Source organism: Buttiauxella sp. (assembly GCF_035271705.1).
In the GTDB taxonomy this organism is placed as follows: domain Bacteria; phylum Pseudomonadota; class Gammaproteobacteria; order Enterobacterales; family Enterobacteriaceae; genus Buttiauxella.
Genome location: NZ_DATERI010000041.1, coordinates 1 through 17,961, shown reverse-complemented (window position 1 = coordinate 17,961; position 17,961 = coordinate 1). Strand labels below are relative to the sequence as shown.

The 17,961-nt window shown below is 50.4% G+C and carries 15 protein-coding genes and 1 pseudogene; 4 read left to right on the top strand and 12 right to left on the bottom strand.

Features of this window, described 5'->3' with window-relative positions:
* Positions 1 to 219: 219 nt before the first annotated feature.
* The 5 genes from lysS to xerD all read right to left on the bottom strand — a co-directional run bounded on the left by lysS (position 220) and on the right by xerD (position 6,316).
* On the bottom strand, positions 220 to 1,734 hold the full coding sequence (lysS, locus tag VJY99_RS03070) for a lysine--tRNA ligase (protein WP_324116210.1): 1,515 nt from the start codon (positions 1,732 to 1,734) through the stop codon (positions 220 to 222).
* A 9-nt stretch (positions 1,735 to 1,743) separates the two neighbouring features.
* A protein-coding gene (gene prfB / locus VJY99_RS03065) for a peptide chain release factor 2 (RefSeq protein WP_324116209.1) occupies positions 1,744 to 2,842 on the bottom strand; the annotation gives its coding sequence in 2 pieces (ribosomal slippage) (positions 1,744 to 2,766 and positions 2,768 to 2,842; 1,098 coding nt in all).
* Positions 2,843 to 2,937: 95 nt separating this feature from the next.
* Entirely contained in the window at positions 2,938 to 4,671 is a 1,734-nt protein-coding gene (gene recJ / locus VJY99_RS03060) for a single-stranded-DNA-specific exonuclease RecJ (protein WP_324116207.1), read from the bottom strand.
* 7 nt (positions 4,672 to 4,678) lie between these two features.
* Positions 4,679 to 5,395 (bottom strand): bifunctional protein-disulfide isomerase/oxidoreductase DsbC, encoded by a 717-nt coding sequence (dsbC, locus tag VJY99_RS03055; protein ID WP_324116205.1) that lies wholly within the window; start codon positions 5,393 to 5,395, stop codon positions 4,679 to 4,681.
* Positions 5,396 to 5,419: 24 nt separating this feature from the next.
* Entirely contained in the window at positions 5,420 to 6,316 is an 897-nt protein-coding gene (xerD, locus tag VJY99_RS03050; protein WP_324116203.1) for a site-specific tyrosine recombinase XerD, read from the bottom strand.
* 113 nt (positions 6,317 to 6,429) lie between these two features.
* Between xerD and fldB the strand changes: the two genes are divergently transcribed.
* Complete coding sequence (fldB, locus tag VJY99_RS03045; protein ID WP_324116201.1) at positions 6,430 to 6,951, top strand: flavodoxin FldB; 522 nt, start codon at positions 6,430 to 6,432, stop codon at positions 6,949 to 6,951.
* 4 nt (positions 6,952 to 6,955) lie between these two features.
* Here the strand turns inward: fldB and VJY99_RS03040 are convergent, their stop codons facing one another.
* Both VJY99_RS03040 and sdhE read right to left on the bottom strand, forming a co-directional pair.
* Positions 6,956 to 7,375 (bottom strand): protein YgfX, encoded by a 420-nt coding sequence (locus tag VJY99_RS03040; RefSeq protein ID WP_324116199.1) that lies wholly within the window; start codon positions 7,373 to 7,375, stop codon positions 6,956 to 6,958.
* A complete protein-coding gene (gene sdhE / locus VJY99_RS03035) occupies positions 7,356 to 7,622 on the bottom strand; it encodes an FAD assembly factor SdhE (RefSeq protein ID WP_324116197.1) in 267 nt (88 codons plus the stop codon). The genes VJY99_RS03040 and sdhE overlap by 20 nt, the downstream gene beginning before the upstream one ends.
* A 248-nt stretch (positions 7,623 to 7,870) precedes the next feature.
* Here sdhE and ygfZ point away from each other — a divergent pair, with 248 nt between their 5' ends.
* The gene (gene ygfZ, locus VJY99_RS03030) at positions 7,871 to 8,857 is read left to right on the top strand and encodes a tRNA-modifying protein YgfZ (protein ID WP_324116195.1); all 987 of its coding nucleotides are present in this window, start codon (positions 7,871 to 7,873) and stop codon (positions 8,855 to 8,857) included.
* Between the two features lie 145 nt (positions 8,858 to 9,002).
* Here the strand turns inward: ygfZ and trhA are convergent, their stop codons facing one another.
* The gene (trhA, locus tag VJY99_RS03025; RefSeq protein ID WP_324116193.1) at positions 9,003 to 9,656 is read right to left on the bottom strand and encodes a PAQR family membrane homeostasis protein TrhA; all 654 of its coding nucleotides are present in this window, start codon (positions 9,654 to 9,656) and stop codon (positions 9,003 to 9,005) included.
* Between the two features lie 267 nt (positions 9,657 to 9,923).
* On the opposite strand from trhA, the gene VJY99_RS03020 reads away from it, so the two are divergent.
* Positions 9,924 to 10,652: a MurR/RpiR family transcriptional regulator gene (locus tag VJY99_RS03020; protein WP_324116212.1), complete on the top strand. Its 729-nt coding sequence runs from the start codon at positions 9,924 to 9,926 to the stop codon at positions 10,650 to 10,652.
* A gap of 164 nt (positions 10,653 to 10,816) precedes the next feature.
* Positions 10,817 to 12,250, top strand: coding sequence for a 6-phospho-beta-glucosidase (locus VJY99_RS03015; RefSeq protein WP_324116191.1), 1,434 nt, complete (start codon positions 10,817 to 10,819; stop codon positions 12,248 to 12,250).
* 43 nt (positions 12,251 to 12,293) lie between these two features.
* Here the strand turns inward: VJY99_RS03015 and VJY99_RS03010 are convergent, their stop codons facing one another.
* From VJY99_RS03010 to VJY99_RS02995, 4 genes and pseudogenes are all read right to left on the bottom strand, one after another.
* Positions 12,294 to 13,760 carry a HAMP domain-containing sensor histidine kinase gene (locus VJY99_RS03010; protein ID WP_324116189.1) on the bottom strand — a complete coding sequence of 489 codons (1,467 nt, stop codon included), beginning with the start codon at positions 13,758 to 13,760 and terminating at the stop codon, positions 12,294 to 12,296.
* 3 nt (positions 13,761 to 13,763) lie between these two features.
* Positions 13,764 to 14,471 (bottom strand): response regulator transcription factor, encoded by a 708-nt coding sequence (locus VJY99_RS03005; protein WP_414641564.1) that lies wholly within the window; start codon positions 14,469 to 14,471, stop codon positions 13,764 to 13,766.
* Between the two features lie 302 nt (positions 14,472 to 14,773).
* Positions 14,774 to 17,647 carry an aminomethyl-transferring glycine dehydrogenase gene (gene gcvP / locus VJY99_RS03000; protein ID WP_324116185.1) on the bottom strand — a complete coding sequence of 958 codons (2,874 nt, stop codon included), beginning with the start codon at positions 17,645 to 17,647 and terminating at the stop codon, positions 14,774 to 14,776.
* 226 nt (positions 17,648 to 17,873) lie between these two features.
* Positions 17,874 to 17,961 (bottom strand): annotated as a pseudogene (locus VJY99_RS02995) (glycine cleavage system protein H); the annotation flags it as partial.

The following is a 17,961-nucleotide window of genomic DNA, read 5'->3' as shown; positions in this document are numbered from 1 at the left end:
GTACTCGCTTTATTTGATGAGCAAGCGACGAGAAACAGGCTGATTAGCAGGACGATGGCATTCGGAGCCCACTTTCTGACTGTGCTTTCCTTGCGCAAACTAATCCTCTGATTTCATTATCTGTACCCGCGAGCATTCGAGTTGCAGGTAGGCGGCAGCTTGAATGCTAGAGGGGATAAAAAGAAGATGTTCCTCCCCGCAGAGAGGAACAATGACGTGTTACTTAACCGGACGCAACGCAGGGAACAGGATAACGTCACGGATGGTGTGGCTGTTGGTGAACAGCATAACCATACGGTCGATACCGATGCCCAGACCTGCTGTTGGTGGCAAGCCGTGCTCCAGCGCAGTCACGTAGTCTTCGTCGAAGAACATCGCTTCGTCGTCGCCTGCGTCTTTAGCAGAAACCTGGTCTGCAAAGCGCTGAGCCTGATCTTCTGCATCGTTGAGCTCAGAGAAACCATTACCGATTTCACGGCCACCGATGAAGAACTCAAAGCGGTCTGTGATTTCTGGGTTTTCATCGTTACGACGCGCCAGTGGGGAGACTTCTGCCGGGTATTCAGTGATGAAGGTCGGCTGAATCAGATGGCTTTCTGCCACTTCTTCAAAGATCTCAGTCACTACGCGGCCCAGACCCCAGCTCTTCTCGACTTTAATGCCAATGGAAGCGGCGATTTCCAGTGCTTTAGCCATATCGTCCAGATCCGCAATGTCCGTTTCCGGGCGGTACTTTTTGATAGCTTCGCGCATAGTCAGTTTTGCGAACGGCTGGTCGAAGTCAAACATCTCTTCACCATAGTTCACCTGTGCAGTACCCAGCACTTCATGCGCCAAAGTACGGAACAGAGATTCAGTCAGTTCAATCAGATCTTTGTAATCCGCATACGCCATATAGAGTTCCATCATGGTGAACTCTGGGTTATGACGCGGGGAAATACCTTCGTTTCGGAAGTTACGGTTGATTTCGAAAACACGTTCGAAGCCACCCACTACCAGACGTTTCAGATACAGTTCCGGCGCAATACGCAGGTACATATCGATATCCAACGCATTGTGGTGAGTGACGAACGGACGAGCAGACGCACCGCCTGGGATAACCTGCATCATCGGCGTTTCAACTTCCATAAATCCACGGCCAACCATGAAGTTACGGACGCCAGCCATAATTTGCGAACGAATTTTAAAGGTGTTGCGGGATTCGTCGTTGGAAATCAGATCCAAATAACGCTGACGGTAACGAGATTCCTGATCCTGCAGACCGTGGAATTTGTCCGGCAGTGGGCGCAGAGCTTTAGTCAGCAGACGCAGTTCAGTACAGTGAATAGAAAGCTCACCGGTTTTGGTTTTGAACAGCTTGCCACGTGCGCCGAGGATGTCACCGAGGTCCCATTTTTTGAACTGCTCGTTGTAGATACCTTCTGGCAGATCATCACGCGCAACGTAAAGTTGGATGCGACCACCCACGTCCTGCAAGGTAACGAAAGACGCTTTACCCATGATACGACGCGTCATCATACGGCCAGCAACGGCAACTTCGATGCCCAACTCTTCCAGCTCTTCGTTTTCTTTAGCGTCGAAGTCAGCATGTAATTGGTCAGAGGTTTGATCGCGACGGAAATCATTTGGGAAAGCAATGCCCTGCTCACGCAGGCCAGCCAGCTTCTCGCGACGGGCTTTCAGTTCATTATTTAGATCGACCGCTTCGGTACCCTGTACTTGTTGTTCAGACATGTTGGTTCCTCATAACCCTGCTTTCAAACTTGCTTCGATAAATTTGTCCAGATCGCCATCCAGTACCGCTTGCGTGTTACGGGTTTCTACACCAGTACGCAAGTCTTTGATACGGGAGTCGTCCAGTACGTAAGAACGAATCTGGCTGCCCCAGCCGATATCCGATTTGTTGTCTTCCAGCGACTGCTTCTCAGCATTCTTTTTCTGCATTTCCAGCTCGTATAACTTCGCCTTCATCTGCTTCATCGCCTGATCTTTGTTCTTATGCTGCGAACGGTCGTTCTGGCACTGGGTTACGGTGTTGGTCGGAAGGTGGGTAATACGGACCGCAGATTCTGTACGGTTAACGTGCTGACCACCGGCACCCGATGCGCGGTAAACGTCGATACGCAGATCGGCCGGGTTGATTTCGATATCAATATTGTCATCCACTTCTGGGTAGACAAAGGCCGAACCAAAGGAGGTGTGACGACGGCCACCAGAATCGAACGGGCTCTTACGTACCAGGCGATGCACGCCAGTTTCAGTACGTAACCAACCAAAGGCATATTCACCCTGAATACGAATAGTCACAGATTTAATACCGGCGACTTCCCCTTCAGACTCTTCAATGATTTCAGTTTTGAAACCACGCGCTTCTGCCCAACGCAGATACATACGCATCAACATGCTGGCCCAGTCTTGCGCTTCGGTGCCGCCAGAACCTGACTGAATATCGATATAGCAATCAGCGCTGTCGTATTCACCGGAGAACATGCGACGGAATTCCAGCTGCGCCAGTTTAGCGTCCAGCTGATCTAACTCCACAACGGCTTCGTTGAAGGTTTCTTCGTCGTCGGCTTCGATGGCCAACTCCAGCAGACCGGAAACATCTTCCAGGCCCTGGGTCATTTGATCGAGAGTTTCGACAATCGCTTCCAGCGCAGAACGCTCTTTACCCAACGCTTGTGCGCGTTCAGGTTCATTCCACACATTAGGCTGTTCCAGCTCTGCGTTTACTTCTTCCAGGCGCTCTTTCTTGGCATCGTAGTCAAAGATACCCCCTAAGAACGTCGCTGCGCTCCGTAAGGTCCTGGATGCGGTTTTTTACCGGGTTAATTTCAAACATGGTCTGTATTATCTTATGTTGATGACAGAAGACGAAATGCGGTCGTAAACCAGAAAGTTTACCGGATTTACGACGCTTTTTATAGTTTTGGTTGGCTAGATGGCCCAGATATGGTCGATTAAAAGCTGAACCGTTCGGTTACCACGGAACTCGTTTACATCAAGCTTAAAGGCCAGTTCAACCTCGCGCACACCGTTATCAGGCCAGCATGCGGTATCGACGTTAAAGGCAATACCGTCGATGAGCGGCCCACCGCCGACAGGTTCCACCATCACTTTGAGATGACGCTCGCCCACCAGCCGTTGCTGTAACAAACGGAATTTACCGTCAAACAAAGGCTCCGGGAACATCTGCCCCCATGGGCCTGCATCACGCAGCATCTCGGCCGTTTCCAGTGTCATTTCTTGTACGGTAATGGCTCCGTCCGACCAAATCACGCCTTGCAGCAGTGCCGGATCCAGCCATTCGCCGACCAGAGAGCCAAAGCGCTGACGGAACTCTTCAAACTTCGCTTCTTCCAGCGACAATCCAGCCGCCATCGCATGCCCCCCAAACTTCAGCATCATGCCTGGATACAAAGTATCGAGCCGTTCGAGGGCATCGCGCATGTGCAAACCCTGCACCGAACGACCAGAGCCTTTCAGGGTGCCATCGGCTGCGGGTGCAAAGGCAATAACCGGGCGGTTAAACCGTTCCTTAATGCGAGAGGCAAGAATACCGACTACACCCTGATGCCATTGTGGATGGTACATCGCGAGGCCATACGGCAACTCATCATGGCTAAGCTCAAGCTGCTGGCACAGCGTCAGTGCCTCAACCTGCATGCCCTGCTCAATCTCTTTACGCGTCTGATTTAATGCGTCCAGCTCATTAGCTAGCATGCGAGCTTCGCCAATGTTTTCACTGAGCAATAACGCCACACCCACGGACATATCGTCCAGACGGCCAGCGGCATTCAGACGTGGACCGAGAGCAAAACCCAGATCGCTTGCCGCCAGTTTTTGCGGCTCGCGGTTGGCGACTTCCAGTAAAGCTTTAATCCCAGGACGGCATTTGCCTGCGCGAATGCGGCTCAACCCCTGCCAGGTCAGAATACGGTTATTGGTGTCGAGCGGAACAACGTCCGCCACAGTGCCCAACGCAACCAGATCCAGCAGTTCTGCAATGTTTGGGATCGCCAGCCCTTGTTGTTCGAACCAGCCACAATCGCGTAGATGCGCACGCAACGCCAGCATCAGATAAAATGCGACGCCAACACCCGCAAGGGATTTAGACGGAAACTCGCAATCAACCAAATTCGGGTTGATGATGGCTTCCGCCGCAGGTAATTCCGGCCCTGGCAAGTGGTGGTCAGTCACCACCACCGGAATGCCCAGCGCATGAGCGCGCTCAACACCGCTATGAGAAGAGATGCCGTTATCAACGGTCAGAATCAATTGCGCACCGCGCGCATGCGCCTGATCCACCACCTCTGGACTCAAGCCGTAACCATCATCAAAACGGTTGGGAACGAGATAACTGACGTTTTGACAGCCAAGACTGCGCAGCCCTAGCACACTTAATGCGGTACTGGTTGCACCATCGGCATCAAAATCGCCCACCACGATAATGCGCAAACCTTCCCGGAAAGCGTTGTGCAGTATCTGGACTGCGGTATCCATACCATTGAGTTGCTGCCACGGCAGCATCCCTTTCACGCTGCGTTCCAGATCTTGTTCGCCGCGCACGCCTCTACTGGCATAAAGGCGCTTTAAAAGCGGATGCAGTTGCTGGGGTAATACCACGGACTCATCAACCGTACGACGGCGAAGCTGTGTTTGCTGTTTCACGCGCTAACTACCCGCCTATATTGGTGAGTTGTTGATGCGCATCCAACATTTGTTTCATCTCTTTCGGCCCCTGATAACCAGGAATCACCGTGCCGTTGCTCAGTACGATCGCAGGGGTTCCCTGGATACCAAACTGCACGCCGAGGTTGTAATGGTTAGCGATATTGGTGTCGCAAGTTGCTCCAGCGACGGCGTCACCTTTCATGGCGGCATCGAAGGATTTGTTGCGGTCTTTCGCACACCAGATGGCTTTCATATCTTTTTCAGTTTGGCTTTGCAGACCCTGGCGTGGGAAGGCCAGATAACGCACGGTGATCCCCAGTGCGTTGTAGTCCTTCATCTCTTCATGCAGCTTGTGGCAATAGCCACAGGTGGTATCGGTAAATACCGTAATCACCTGTTTCTCTTGCGGAGCTTTATAGACAATCATCTCTTTTTCGAGGGCGTTCAGTTTGCCCACCAGCAATTTGTTGGTGACGTTAACCGGCTGCGCGCCACCGACATCATACAGTGGCCCCTGAATCACGTGTTTTCCGTCTTCAGTGATATATAAAACGCCGCTATCGGTTAATACCGTTTTCATGCCCGCCACAGGTGCAGACTGAATATCGGCATTTTGTACGCCTAACTTAGCCAGAGACTGCTTGATTGCGGCGTCGTCTGCATGAACAAAACCGGACAAAGAGGCCGCTAATAATGGGAGCAGCCACAAACGCTTTTTCATGATGATTCCTTTATCTTCTACCACTCACGCTCGTGGGTGGTGTTGTTGATGCAGCTGGCGTAAACGTTCGGTCGCTACATGCGTATAAATTTGGGTCGTGGACAAATCACTATGTCCAAGCAACATTTGCACGACTCGCAAGTCCGCACCATGGTTCAGTAAATGCGTGGCAAATGCGTGCCGAAGAACGTGCGGCGAAAGCTTTTCGCTGTCGATTCCCGCCTGCACTGCGTAATGCTTGATGCGGTGCCAGAATGTCTGACGCGTCATTTGTTGAGCGCGATTGCTAGGGAAGACAACATCAATCGACACGCCATTGAGCAACCATGGCCGCCCATGCTCCAGGTAGTTTTCCAGCCAGTAAACGGCTTCTTCACCCATCGGCACCAGGCGTTCTTTATTGCCTTTACCGATGACCCGTACCACGCCCTGGCGCAAGCTGACATCACTCATGGTCAGCCCCACTAACTCCGATACGCGCAGGCCAGTAGCATACAATAATTCGAGCATCGCTTTGTCACGCAACTCGATGGGCTGGTCGATACAAGGCGCTTGCAACAACCTATCTACCTGCGCTTCGCTGAGATCTTTGGGCAATCGCTGCGGCAATTTTGGTGATGAAAGCATTACGCTCGGGTCGTCGTCACGCAATTTTTCGCGGTAGATATACTGAAACAATCGACGAATCGCGCTGAGCATTCGCGCCGAGCTTGTTGCTTTATAGCCGCCTTCAAGACGTTCAGCAAACAGCGACTGCAAATCGCTGGTTTGTACATTTAGCAAGCTCAGGTCATGGCGTTCTAGCCATTCCGCGACCATTTTAAGATCCCGGCGATAGGAGTCTAACGTGTTCTGTGCCAGATTCCGCTCGAGCCAGAGCGTATCAAGAAATTGTTCGATTCGGGCCAGATCTTGTTCCACTACAGCCTCACTTACTTGCCTCACCTTTGGCGAATTGTGTCCATTATGCATGATGCACAATGGGATCTGGTACACTTGCTGTCCTGCACGTTTTTAAAAGAGTTATTAACGCGATGAACATTGGTCTTTTTTATGGCTCCAGCACTTGTTACACCGAAATGGCTGCCGAAAAAATTCGTGACATCATTGGCCCCGAACTGGTGACACTGCACAATCTAAAAGATGATGCGCCTGCCATGATGGAACAGTACGATGTGTTGATTCTCGGCATCCCAACCTGGGATTTCGGTGAAATACAGGAAGACTGGGAAACCGTCTGGGATCAACTGGATAATCTGAATCTCGATGGCAAACCGGTAGCACTTTATGGCATGGGCGACCAGCTAGGTTATGGCGAATGGTTCCTTGATGCGTTGGGTATGCTGCACGATAAACTGGCCCCACGAGGCGCTCAGTTTATAGGTTACTGGCCAACGGAAGGTTATGAATTTACTAGCCCGAAACCTGTCATTGCCGATGGGCAACTGTTCGTTGGCCTGGCACTTGATGAAACTAATCAGTACGAGTTAAGCGATGAGCGAATCCAAACCTGGTGTGAGCAAATTCTCGTAGAAATGGCCGAAAAGTTTGCCTGACGACTCAAGCTTCCCCGCTCCCGCTTGCCTGTTGTTGCATCAAGCGGCGTAAATCACGCCACTCGCCAGTATCCATGCTGTCGGCAGACAACCATAAATGCTGGCTGCGTTTGCGTCCAAGGCGGCGTAAACGCAGCATCATGCCACTACGTATTACCCACGGCGCACCGACAATTTCCCACTCCTGATTGTGCCAACGCAGGTGGTAATCGGTAAGAAGTTTCAGTTCGCCCTGGCAAGCATGAATCCGGCGTTGGCTACGAACACTGTCAAAGACCACCAGCGAAAGCAGCAGCATCCAAATTAGCGTGTAGCTCATCGGCCACGGCAACAGCAACACAAACAGTGCGATCAGTCCGTGGGCCAAGAGGGATAACCATTGCGCACGCCAGGAGACGCGAAGATCAGATTGCCACAGGACCACGTTCTTTATTCCGTGTCTGAATCAGTGTCACCATCCGTTGCAGCTCTGTGTCAGCAGATTTGCCATGATTCATTAACCAATTAAACAGGTCAGGATCATCGCTTTCCAGCAAACGGACAAATAACTGCTTATCCTCAGGGCTTAACGAGTCATATTCATATTCGAAGAATGGCATAATAGAAATATCCAGCTCACGCATTCCTCGGCGGCACGCCCAATGAACTCGGGCTTTGTTATTGATATCCATGTGCTCTTTCCTGGTTTTCTGACAAAGTAAGGTACAAATCTTAGTGTAACGTGTTTTCTTTGCACGTATTAAATGAATGTTACCGTTTGCGCGCTTTATCGTGAGAAATTTTTGTTGTGCGTTGTTGTTGCATTAACTTTGCGAGAATTCCCGCGAGTGCACAATTCACCTTATCAAACTGCTTGCATTGGCAAATGGCTCTTTTACCATTGAGCCAATTCATATGCTCAAAACCCAGGGACATCACTATGGCTTTCACTCCATTTCCTCCTCGTCAGCCAACGGCTGCAGCCCGCCTGCCGCTTACACTCATGACGCTTGATGATTGGGCACTGGCAAGCGTGACGGGCAAAGATGCAGAAACTTACCTGCAAGGCCAGGTCACGACTGATGTTGCACAACTGGCGGCAAACCAACACACGCTTTGCGCGCATTGTGACGCGAAAGGGAAGATGTGGAGTAACCTGCGTCTGTTCCATCGTGGTGAAGGTTATGCGCTGATTGAACGCCGTAATCTGCGTGATGCACAGCTTGTTGAACTCAAAAAGTATGCCGTGTTTTCCAAAGTGACCATCACACCCGATGATGAAAGTGTGCTTCTGGGCCTTGCGGGTTTCCAGGCTCGTGCGGCTCTTGCCAACGTTTTCACGACATTACCGGATGCGGAAAACCCAGTTGTTCAGGAAGGTGCGACAACTCTGCTGTGGTTTAACCTGCCCGCCGAGCGTTTCATGCTGGTTACCGATGTAACCACCGCGCAGGCACTGGCGGATAAATTGCAGGGCGAAGCACAACGTAATGACAGCCAGCAATGGCTAGCTTTAGAGATTGAAGCAGGTATTCCCGTCATTGAGCCGGTTAACAGCGCCCAGTTTATTCCGCAGGCGACCAACCTACAGGCACTCGGTGGCATCAGTTTCAAAAAAGGCTGTTATACCGGTCAAGAAATGGTGGCGCGGGCGAAGTTCCGTGGCGCTAACAAACGTGCTCTGTGGTTCCTTGCAGGAAAAGCTAGCCGCTTACCTGAAGCAGGTGAAGATCTGGAATTGAAAATGGGTGATAACTGGCGCCGTACCGGCACCGTACTCGCCGCCAGCCAACTGGATGATGGCCGTGTCTTGGTACAAGTTGTGATGAACAACGATTTGGAAGCCGACAGCGTGTTACGCGTACGCGATGACATCGGTAGCCAACTGGTTATCGAACGTCTGCCTTATTCATTAGAAGATGAATAACGCCCCGTCATACTTCAAGTTGCAGATGCGTTGACTGCACCCATTCGCCCCAGTCACATAGTTATCTATGTTCCTGGGGGTTTATGGTCTGGGCACCTGTCTGCATCTCGAATTATTTAGGGTATGGCTTCGTTTATGTCAGCTATTAACGGATATACAGATAAATCGCGAGGAAGTGGCAAACACTGCCACCCAGTACAAAACCATGCCAAATAGCGTGGTTGTACGGAATACGATTACAGACGTAGAAAATCACGCCTAAAGAATAAATCACGCCGCCCGCAGCCAATAGCGTTACGCTACCAGGCGCGAGTTTAATCACCATCTGGTAAATGACGACCAACGATAACCACCCCATGATTAAATATGTCGCTAACGACAAGACTTTAAATCGATGTGCAATGGTCAGTTTAAAAAGAATCCCCGCGAGCGCCAGTCCCCAAATAACGACCATCAGCCCGCGCGACAGGGGTGAGTCCAGCCCAACGAGTAAAAATGGCGTGTAAGTCCCGGCAATCAATAAATAAATGGCACAGTGGTCAAATTTCTTTAACCATCGTTTAGCGCGTTGATGGGGGATGGCGTGATACAGCGTTGATGCAAGAAACAGCAAGATCATGCTGCCGCCGTATAAGCTATAACTGGTTATTGCGGTCACACTCGCATGGGACTCCACCGCCTGAACCAGTAATAAAACCAGCCCGACAATCCCAAAAACCAATCCGATACCGTGGCTAATACTGTTGGCGACTTCCTCTGCCAGTGAATATCCTTTTTTGTTCAATGGTTTGTCAGCCATGTGGCTACTCCAGGTGAAACAAAAGATAGTTAATGCATCGCAGACATACCCGAATAATTCGAGTTGAAGGATGGCGGGTACAGCATAACTGAGAATGATTCCAGCTAACACCTGTACGCTAAAATAAATCTGTCAGTTGTTCTAACCCGTGGTGGGCGAAAGCTAGCCGGAATTATGGCAACATGTCGTTTGTCATCTACATTCAGCACAAGAAAAAGGCGGGTTACGATAGCCTCTTTCCCATTCGAACTTTCAGGAAGACGTACCATGTTTACTCATGCGGCAATTGCTAATCTCAACGGACTAGAAATGATGGTCTACAACTATGTCATCAAAAACCGTGACAAAGTGATGTATATGACTATCCGCGAGTTAGCCGATGCGACGGGCGTGTCCACCACCACCGTGTTGCGTTTTTGCCGCAAGTTAAATTGCGAAGGTTATTCCGAGTTTCGTGTTCGCTTTAAATTATATCTTGAGCAAAATGATGAACAATTAGTTAACTTCGGCCCAAGTGAAATTATTAGCTTTTTTAAAAGCACCAACAATGAAGAATTTGATAGTTTAATTGACCAGGCAGTTGATATTATTTGTTCATCCGAACGTATTATATTTGTCGGTGCGGGAACATCAGGTGCATTAGCAAAATATGGCGCTCGTTTCTTTTCAAATGTTGGGAAATTTAGTAACCATATTGACGACCCTTATTTTCCGGTTACCAACGACATGGCTAAAAATGCCCTGGCGATTGTCCTTTCAGTTTCCGGTGAAACCGAAGAGATCCTGCGCTTTGCCAGCCAGTTCAGCCTGCATAACTGCAAAGTACTCTCTGTCACTAGTCACGAAAACTCATCGCTGGCAAAACTCGCTGACTTTAATCTCTCCTGGCATATTCCACTCACCCGCGTCGGAGGTGTTTATGACATCACCACCCAAATCCCTGTCATTTATATTTTAGAAACCATTGGCCGTAAATTGGCGAAGAAAATGGCATAAAAAACATCCTGTTTTTTCCATGTAACAAATCACATTAACCGTGATTTGTTATATCGTGACAATTAAATCTCATTTGTTAGACTCCAGAGCAGAGATAATTAACTTAACGCTTAAATGTGATGTATCCCACATTATATTCGGCGCTAACCGTGAGATTGACGAATATGAAGAAACTGACCTTACCAAAAGACTTTTTATGGGGCGGCGCCGTTGCTGCGCATCAGGTAGAAGGTGGCTGGAACAAAGAAGGTAAAGGCCCAAGTATTTGTGATGTACTGACCGGTGGCGCACATGGTGTACCGCGTGAAATCACTCAAGAAGTTGTCCCTGGCAAATATTATCCTAACCATGAAGCCATCGATTTCCACGGTCATTACAAAGAAGATATCGCACTGTTTGCCGAAATGGGCTTCAAATGTTTCCGTACCTCAATAGCCTGGACGCGCATTTTCCCAAAAGGCGATGAGCTGCAACCGAATGAAGAAGGGCTGAAGTTCTACGACGACATGTTCGATGAGTTGCTGAAATACAACATCGAACCCGTAATCACCCTCTCCCACTTTGAAATGCCACACCATCTGGTGACTGAATACGGTGGCTGGACTAACCGTAAAGTGGTCGATTTCTTTGTACGATTTGCCGAAGTGGTGTTTGAACGCTACAAGAGCAAAGTGAAGTACTGGATGACCTTTAACGAGATCAACAACCAGCGTAACTGGCGTGCACCGTTGTTCGGTTACTGCTGTTCGGGTGTCGTTTACACCGAGCACGACAATCCAGAAGAGGTGATGTACCAGGTTCTTCATCACCAATTTGTGGCAAGCGCCATGGCGGTGAAAATTGGTCATCGCATCAATCCTGAAATGCAAATCGGCTGTATGTTGGCGATGGTGCCGCTGTACCCGTTCTCCTGCAAACCAGAAGACCAGATGTTCGCGCAAGAATCTATGCGTGAGCGTTACGTCTTTACCGATGTGCAATTGCGCGGGTATTACCCATCTTATGTGTTAAACGAGTGGGAACGCCGCGAGTTCAACATCAAAATGGAAGCCGGTGATGAGCAAATCCTGCGCGATGGCGTGTGCGATTACCTCGGATTCAGCTATTACATGACTAACGCCGTGAAAGCGGACGGCGGCAGCGGCGATGCATTATCTGGTTTCCAGGGCAGTGTGCCAAACCCGCATGTTAAGGCGTCTGATTGGGGCTGGCAGATTGATCCGGTTGGCTTGCGTTACGCACTTTGCGAGTTGTACGAACGCTACCAGAAACCGCTGTTTATCGTCGAAAACGGCTTTGGTGCTTACGACAAAGTGGAAGAAGACGGCTCAATCAATGACGACTACCGTATTGATTACCTGAAAGCGCACGTTGCCGAGATGATGAAAGCGGTCACTTACGATGGCGTGGATTTAATGGGTTACACCCCATGGGGCTGTATCGACTGCGTGTCGTTCACCACCGGCCAGTACAGCAAACGCTACGGCTTTATCTATGTGAACAAGCATGACGATGGTACTGGCGATATGTCTCGCTCACGCAAGAAGAGCTTTAACTGGTACAAAGAAGTCATTGCCAGCAACGGCGAAAACATCTGATTGATTTAGTTTATATAACGCCCCGTTTCGGGGCGTTTTGATTTCAGGTCGGCAAAGCAAAACGGAAGCACGCTCCGGTTTCTGACCTTTCCACGAGAGCAATGTCGCTGCCATGTAACTGCAACATCTGGCGCACAATCATCAGCCCTAAACCACCGACTCTCACATGTGACTGGTTCACAATTGAAGGGCGTACAAACAATCCTTCTTTCAGCTCTTGCGGGATCCCAGGCCCGCTATCGCTTATCTGCACCATCACTTTTTCGCCCTCCTTCCACAACCGCACCGCCACAGAGCCTTGCTCTGGCGTATGACGAATAGCGTTATCCAGCAGGTTGGTCAGCACCCGTTCAATCATTCCTAGATCCGCGTCAATCAATGGCAATCCAGGCTGGATATCGGCCACTAATTGCAATTTCCGTGTTTGGGTCATCAGTTCGAATTTCTGGAAGACGTCCTGCAATAATTCGCCAAGGCAGAAATGTTCTTTTTGTGGCTTTACCACGCCATATTCAAGACGCGCTAATTCGAACAGTGATTGTGCGAGTGTGCGAACTTTCAGGCTTTGCGCTAACGCGATGTCCAGATAGCGTTTTTTCTCGGTTTCAGAAAGCGTTGCTGACATCACGGATAAACTTTCCAGATAACCATGTAGTGAGGTTAATGGCGTGCGCAAGTCATGAGAAATATTGGCAACAAACTCACGGCGCAGTTGGTCTTGTTGTGAAAGACGGTGCCACTGCTCCGAAATACGTCGCGCCATCATTATCACGCCCTGACGCAGCAGGCTTATTTCATCGTGTCTGTGCACTTTTTCCAGCGGCAGCTCGGCCATCGCTTTCATCTCCGCCATACCGCCGGTTTCCAGCGCATTCACCTGATGAGAGAGCGCACGCAGTGGGCGAGTAATCCAACGAAACGCCAGTGCACCGACGATCAGCCCGAGTAATGCGACCAGGCTAATCGAGAGTAAAACGACTTTAAAGAGCGTATTTGATTGCGCATCACTGGCAAGCGCGTTGTATTTTTCACCCAGCAAAATGACATACAAATAGCCTTTCACCTGACCGTTTTGCAGCATCGGCGCCACGCTGAACACTTTTTTGCCCTCCGCACTGCGCGGATCATCACCATAGATCGGATATTGGCGATCGTTTAGCGCAGATTGGATCGGATCCAAATCAACGCGATGACGTTTTATATGGTTGGGCGGCGCGGCATCACCAATGATATTACCTTTATCATCAAGCAGATAAACTTCAACGCTTGGATTTACCGTCATCAGACTCTCAAACAAACTGCGCACTGAATCATTGTTCAAGCCGTCTTGCCCGAGCAAAGGATAATTCTGGTTGATGTGTTCAGCCAGCGAACCTGAAAGCTGTTGAATCACCGCCTGGCTGTACTGGGTGCTGGTGCGAATTTGCAGCCACCCCAGCAGAGCACAAGAAGTAATGAGCAGTAACGCAAAAACCAGAGTCAGGCGCTGTGAAAGAGAGAGTTTTCGCATGGTTTACTCGTTTCGCGGTGCGATGAATTTGTAGCCTTTTCCCCACACCGTGAGAATGAATTCAGGCTCAGCGGGGTTGTCTTCAATCTTGATGCGTAACCGGTTGATATGCGTGTTGACCGTGTGTTCGTAGCCTTCATGTTGATAGCCCCAAACCTGATTTAGCAAATTCAGTCGGGAGAAAACTTCGCCCGGATTTTTTGCAAAGAACCACAGCAGGTCGAACTCACGCGGTGTAAGTTCAATGGGCTGTTGTCTGAGGCGCACATCGCGGGCCAGAGGGTCGATAGTCAGTCTTTCAAACGTGAGGATTCCCGCATCCTGCATCAGGTTCTGGCTCATCGCTTCCTGGCGACGGAAAAGTGCTTTAACGCGTGCAACCAGTTCCAGCATTGAGAACGGTTTTGCCAGGTAATCATCGGCTCCCAGTTCCAACCCTAAAACCCGATGCGTTTCACTGGAGCGCGCGCTGATCATGACGATCGGCGTGTAGCGGGTCATGGTGCGAGCATGGCGACAAATTTCCAGGCCATCGACGCCTGGCAGCATGAGATCAAGTATCAGCGCATCCCAACCACCCTGTTTGAGCAGTTCCAGTCCCAAAACGCCATCTGCCGCATGAACAATTTCATAGCCTTCTTTGCGCAAATGCAGCTGCAAGAGTTCAGCAATATTTTCGTCATCCTCAACGATTAATAACTTTTTGGGCATTATCACTTCGCCTTATATCCGCCTGTTAGAGAAAGTCTATACAACATTCGAGCGTCGAGTTATCACATTTAATTTAACTATTCAGGGGACGCTGGCGGCCAAATATAAACCAAGGAAGGATGACTAAAGAGGAGGTGGGAAAAACAGTAAGCAGAATAATGACAATGACCTTCACATTCAGGTCACTGCCTTTTTTATTTTCCGCCTGCTAAATCCAGGAAGCTGCCCGTCACGTACGAGGCTTTATCGGTACCCCGGCCCTCTCCGCACGGGAGAGGGTTAGGTGAGGGGTGTTTTAGAACTTACTGATATTCGCTCATCGGTACGCAAGAACAGAACAGATTACGGTCACCGAACACATCGTCCAGGCGCTTCACAGTCGGCCAGTATTTATTGCCATGGGCTACCGGGAAGACAGCCAGTTCGCGGGTGTATGGATGTGTCCACTCAGCAACGATTTCGTCCTGTGTATGCGGTGCGTTAACCAGCGGGTTATCTTCCAGTGGCCATTCACCGCGTGCAACACGGTCGATTTCAGTGCGGATAGTCAGCATCGCATCGATAAAGCGATCCAGTTCCAGTTTGCTTTCGGATTCGGTTGGTTCAACCATCAGCGTACCCGCAACCGGGAATGACATGGTTGGTGCATGGAAACCGAAATCAATCAGTCGCTTAGCAATATCCAGTTCGCTAATACCGGTTTCTTCTTTCAGTGGGCGAATGTCGAGAATACATTCGTGCGCCACGTGCCCACTACGGCCGGTATAAAGGATTGGGAAAGCAGACTTCAGGCGAGTCGCAATATAGTTAGCATTCAGGATAGCCACCTGGCTTGCCTTCTTCAGACCCTGCGCGCCCATCATACGGATATACATCCAGCTGATTGGCAGAATTGAAGCGCTACCAAATGGTGCCGCAGAAACTGCGCCCTGCTGAGTCAGCATCTCTTCAATCTGTACCACGCTGTGGCCTGGCACGAACGGCGCCAGGTGTGCTTTCACACCGATTGGCCCCATACCTGGGCCACCACCGCCGTGTGGAATGCAGAAGGTTTTATGCAGGTTAAGGTGCGAAACATCCGCGCCGATGTAACCTGGAGAAGTGATCCCAACCTGAGCGTTCATGTTCGCGCCATCAAGATAAACCTGGCCGCCGAATTGATGAACGATCTGGCAGACTTCGCGGATCGTTTCTTCATATACACCGTGAGTCGACGGGTAGGTCACCATGATGCAGGACAGTGCATCACCCGCTTGTTCTGCTTTAGCGCGCAGATCGTGCAGATCGATATTACCTTGTTTGTCACAAGCCACGACCACAACTTCCATGCCAGCCATCTGCGCAGATGCAGGGTTAGTGCCGTGCGCTGAGCTTGGGATCAGGCAAAGATTACGGCTGCCTTCGTTGCGGCTTTCGTGATAACGACGAATCGCCAGCAGACCCGCATATTCACCTTGTGCACCAGAGTTTGGCTGCATGCAAAGTGCATCATAACCGGTCAGTTTCACCAGCCAGTCAGAAAGCTGGGAGATCATCTGGTGATAACCTTCTGCCTGGTTTGCCGGGCAGAAAGGATGCAGCTCAGCAAATTCCGGCCAAGTGATTGGGATCATCTCAGCAGCAGCATTGAGCTTCATGGTGCACGATCCCAGCGGGATCATGGCCTGGTTGAGCGCCAGATCTTTACGCTCAAGACTGTGCATGTAGCGCATCATTTCGGTTTCGCTGTGGTAGCGGTTAAACACCGGATGCGTCAGGAATTCGTCATTACGCAGCATAGCAGCAGGGATAGAGAGGCTGTCACCTGCTACGTTTTGATCAAGCTTATCAATATCCAGGCCGTGGTTGTCACCCAGCAATACGCTGAACAGCGTCTGCACATCTTCACGCGTGGTCGCTTCATCAAGCGTAATGCCAACCGCATTCAGAATGTCGCTACGCAGGTTGATTTCACTGGCTTCAGCACGCGTAAGGACAGCGGCTTTATCGGTCACTTCAACACACAAGGTGTCGAACCAATGCTTGTGACGCAGCACCAGGCCTTTTTGTTGCAGGCCAGCGGCCAGAATATCGGTCAGGCGGTGAATGCGCCCTGCAATGCGTTTCAGGCCGGCTGGGCCGTGGAATACCGCATACAGGCTGGCAATGTTCGCCAACAGAACCTGGGAAGTACAAATGTTGGAGTTCGCTTTCTCGCGGCGGATATGTTGCTCACGCGTTTGCATCGCCATGCGCAGTGCGGTGCGTCCCGCAGCATCGCGTGAAACGCCGATAATACGGCCTGGCATGGAACGTTTGAATTCATCACGTGCAGCAAAGAATGCAGCATGTGGGCCACCGTAACCCATTGGCACGCCAAAACGCTGTGCAGAACCAAATACGATGTCAGCACCTTGTTTGCCCGGTGCGGTTAACTGAACTAGCGTCATAAAGTCAGCGGCAACACTCACGATGACTTTACGTTGTTTCAATTCGGTAATCAGAGCGCTGTAGTCATGGACTTCACCCGTGGTGCCAACTTGTTGCAGCAGCACACCAAACACATCCTGATGATCCAGCACTTTTACAGCGTCATCGACAATCACATCAAAGCCGAAGGTTTCAGCACGCGTGCGAACGACATCCAGCGTTTGTGGGTGTACGTCGGCTGCCACAAAGAAACGGTTGGCATTTTTCAGTTTGCTGACGCGCTTTGCCATCGCCATGGCTTCTGCAGCGGCGGTCGCCTCGTCCAGCAAAGAAGCAGAGGCGATGTCCAGACCGGTCAAATCCAGCGTCACTTGTTGGAAGTTAAGCAGCGCTTCAAGACGGCCCTGTGATACTTCGGGTTGATATGGCGTATACGCCGTGTACCAACCTGGATTTTCCAGCATGTTACGCAGGATAACCGGCGGAGTTTGTACCGCGGTGTAACCCATGCCGATGTACGTTTTAAAACGCTTGTTACGGCTGGCAATGGTCTTTAATTCAGCCAAGGCCGCGAATTCGGTAGCAGCCTCACCCACCTGTGGTGGCTCAGCAAGCTGGATATCAGCCGGAACGATAGAGGCTATCAATTCGTTCAATGAACGAGCGCCCACTGTCTCCAGCATTTCATGTTGCTGTTGTGCGTTCGGTCCAATGTGACGGTCGATAAACGCTTCGTGATTTTCAAGCTGACGTAAAGACTGGGTCATGAGCGGTGATTCCTGAAACATGTGGGGCTTTAGCGGTGGATGGCACTACGTTTATCCACCTTACAAAACCGGGCTGGTACAGCTCACCCGACTAATTTCGATTCCCAAAATCATTTGTGTTGCTGGTAGGCGGCAAGCGAAAGCATCCCCCAGGAGCGTACATAAGTACGAGGCTGGGGTGTTTGAGCGACGCCAACACCCCAGCAACACGAAGGATGAATGGAATTTATTCGTCTTCGAGTAATGCTTCGTATGCCGTCGCATCCAGCAAATCGTCCAGTTCAGACTCATCGCTGGCTTTGATTTTGAAGATC

Bases quoted from the DNA above. Each gene is read 5' to 3' on its own strand.
- lysS (WP_324116210.1), bottom strand. From the start codon at position 1,734: ATGTCTGAACAACAAGTACAGGGTACCGAAGCGGTCGATCTAAATAAT.
- dsbC (WP_324116205.1), bottom strand. From the start codon at position 5,395: ATGAAAAAGCGTTTGTGGCTGCTCCCATTATTAGCGGCCTCTTTGTCC.
- fldB (WP_324116201.1), top strand. From the start codon at position 6,430: ATGAACATTGGTCTTTTTTATGGCTCCAGCACTTGTTACACCGAAATG.
- sdhE (WP_324116197.1), bottom strand. From the start codon at position 7,622: ATGGATATCAATAACAAAGCCCGAGTTCATTGGGCGTGCCGCCGAGGA.
- ygfZ (WP_324116195.1), top strand. From the start codon at position 7,871: ATGGCTTTCACTCCATTTCCTCCTCGTCAGCCAACGGCTGCAGCCCGC.
- trhA (WP_324116193.1), bottom strand. From the start codon at position 9,656: ATGGCTGACAAACCATTGAACAAAAAAGGATATTCACTGGCAGAGGAA.
- VJY99_RS03020 (WP_324116212.1), top strand. From the start codon at position 9,924: ATGTTTACTCATGCGGCAATTGCTAATCTCAACGGACTAGAAATGATG.
- VJY99_RS03015 (WP_324116191.1), top strand. From the start codon at position 10,817: ATGAAGAAACTGACCTTACCAAAAGACTTTTTATGGGGCGGCGCCGTT.
- VJY99_RS03010 (WP_324116189.1), bottom strand. From the start codon at position 13,760: ATGCGAAAACTCTCTCTTTCACAGCGCCTGACTCTGGTTTTTGCGTTA.
- VJY99_RS03005 (WP_414641564.1), bottom strand. From the start codon at position 14,471: ATGCCCAAAAAGTTATTAATCGTTGAGGATGACGAAAATATTGCTGAA.
- gcvP (WP_324116185.1), bottom strand. From the start codon at position 17,647: ATGACCCAGTCTTTACGTCAGCTTGAAAATCACGAAGCGTTTATCGAC.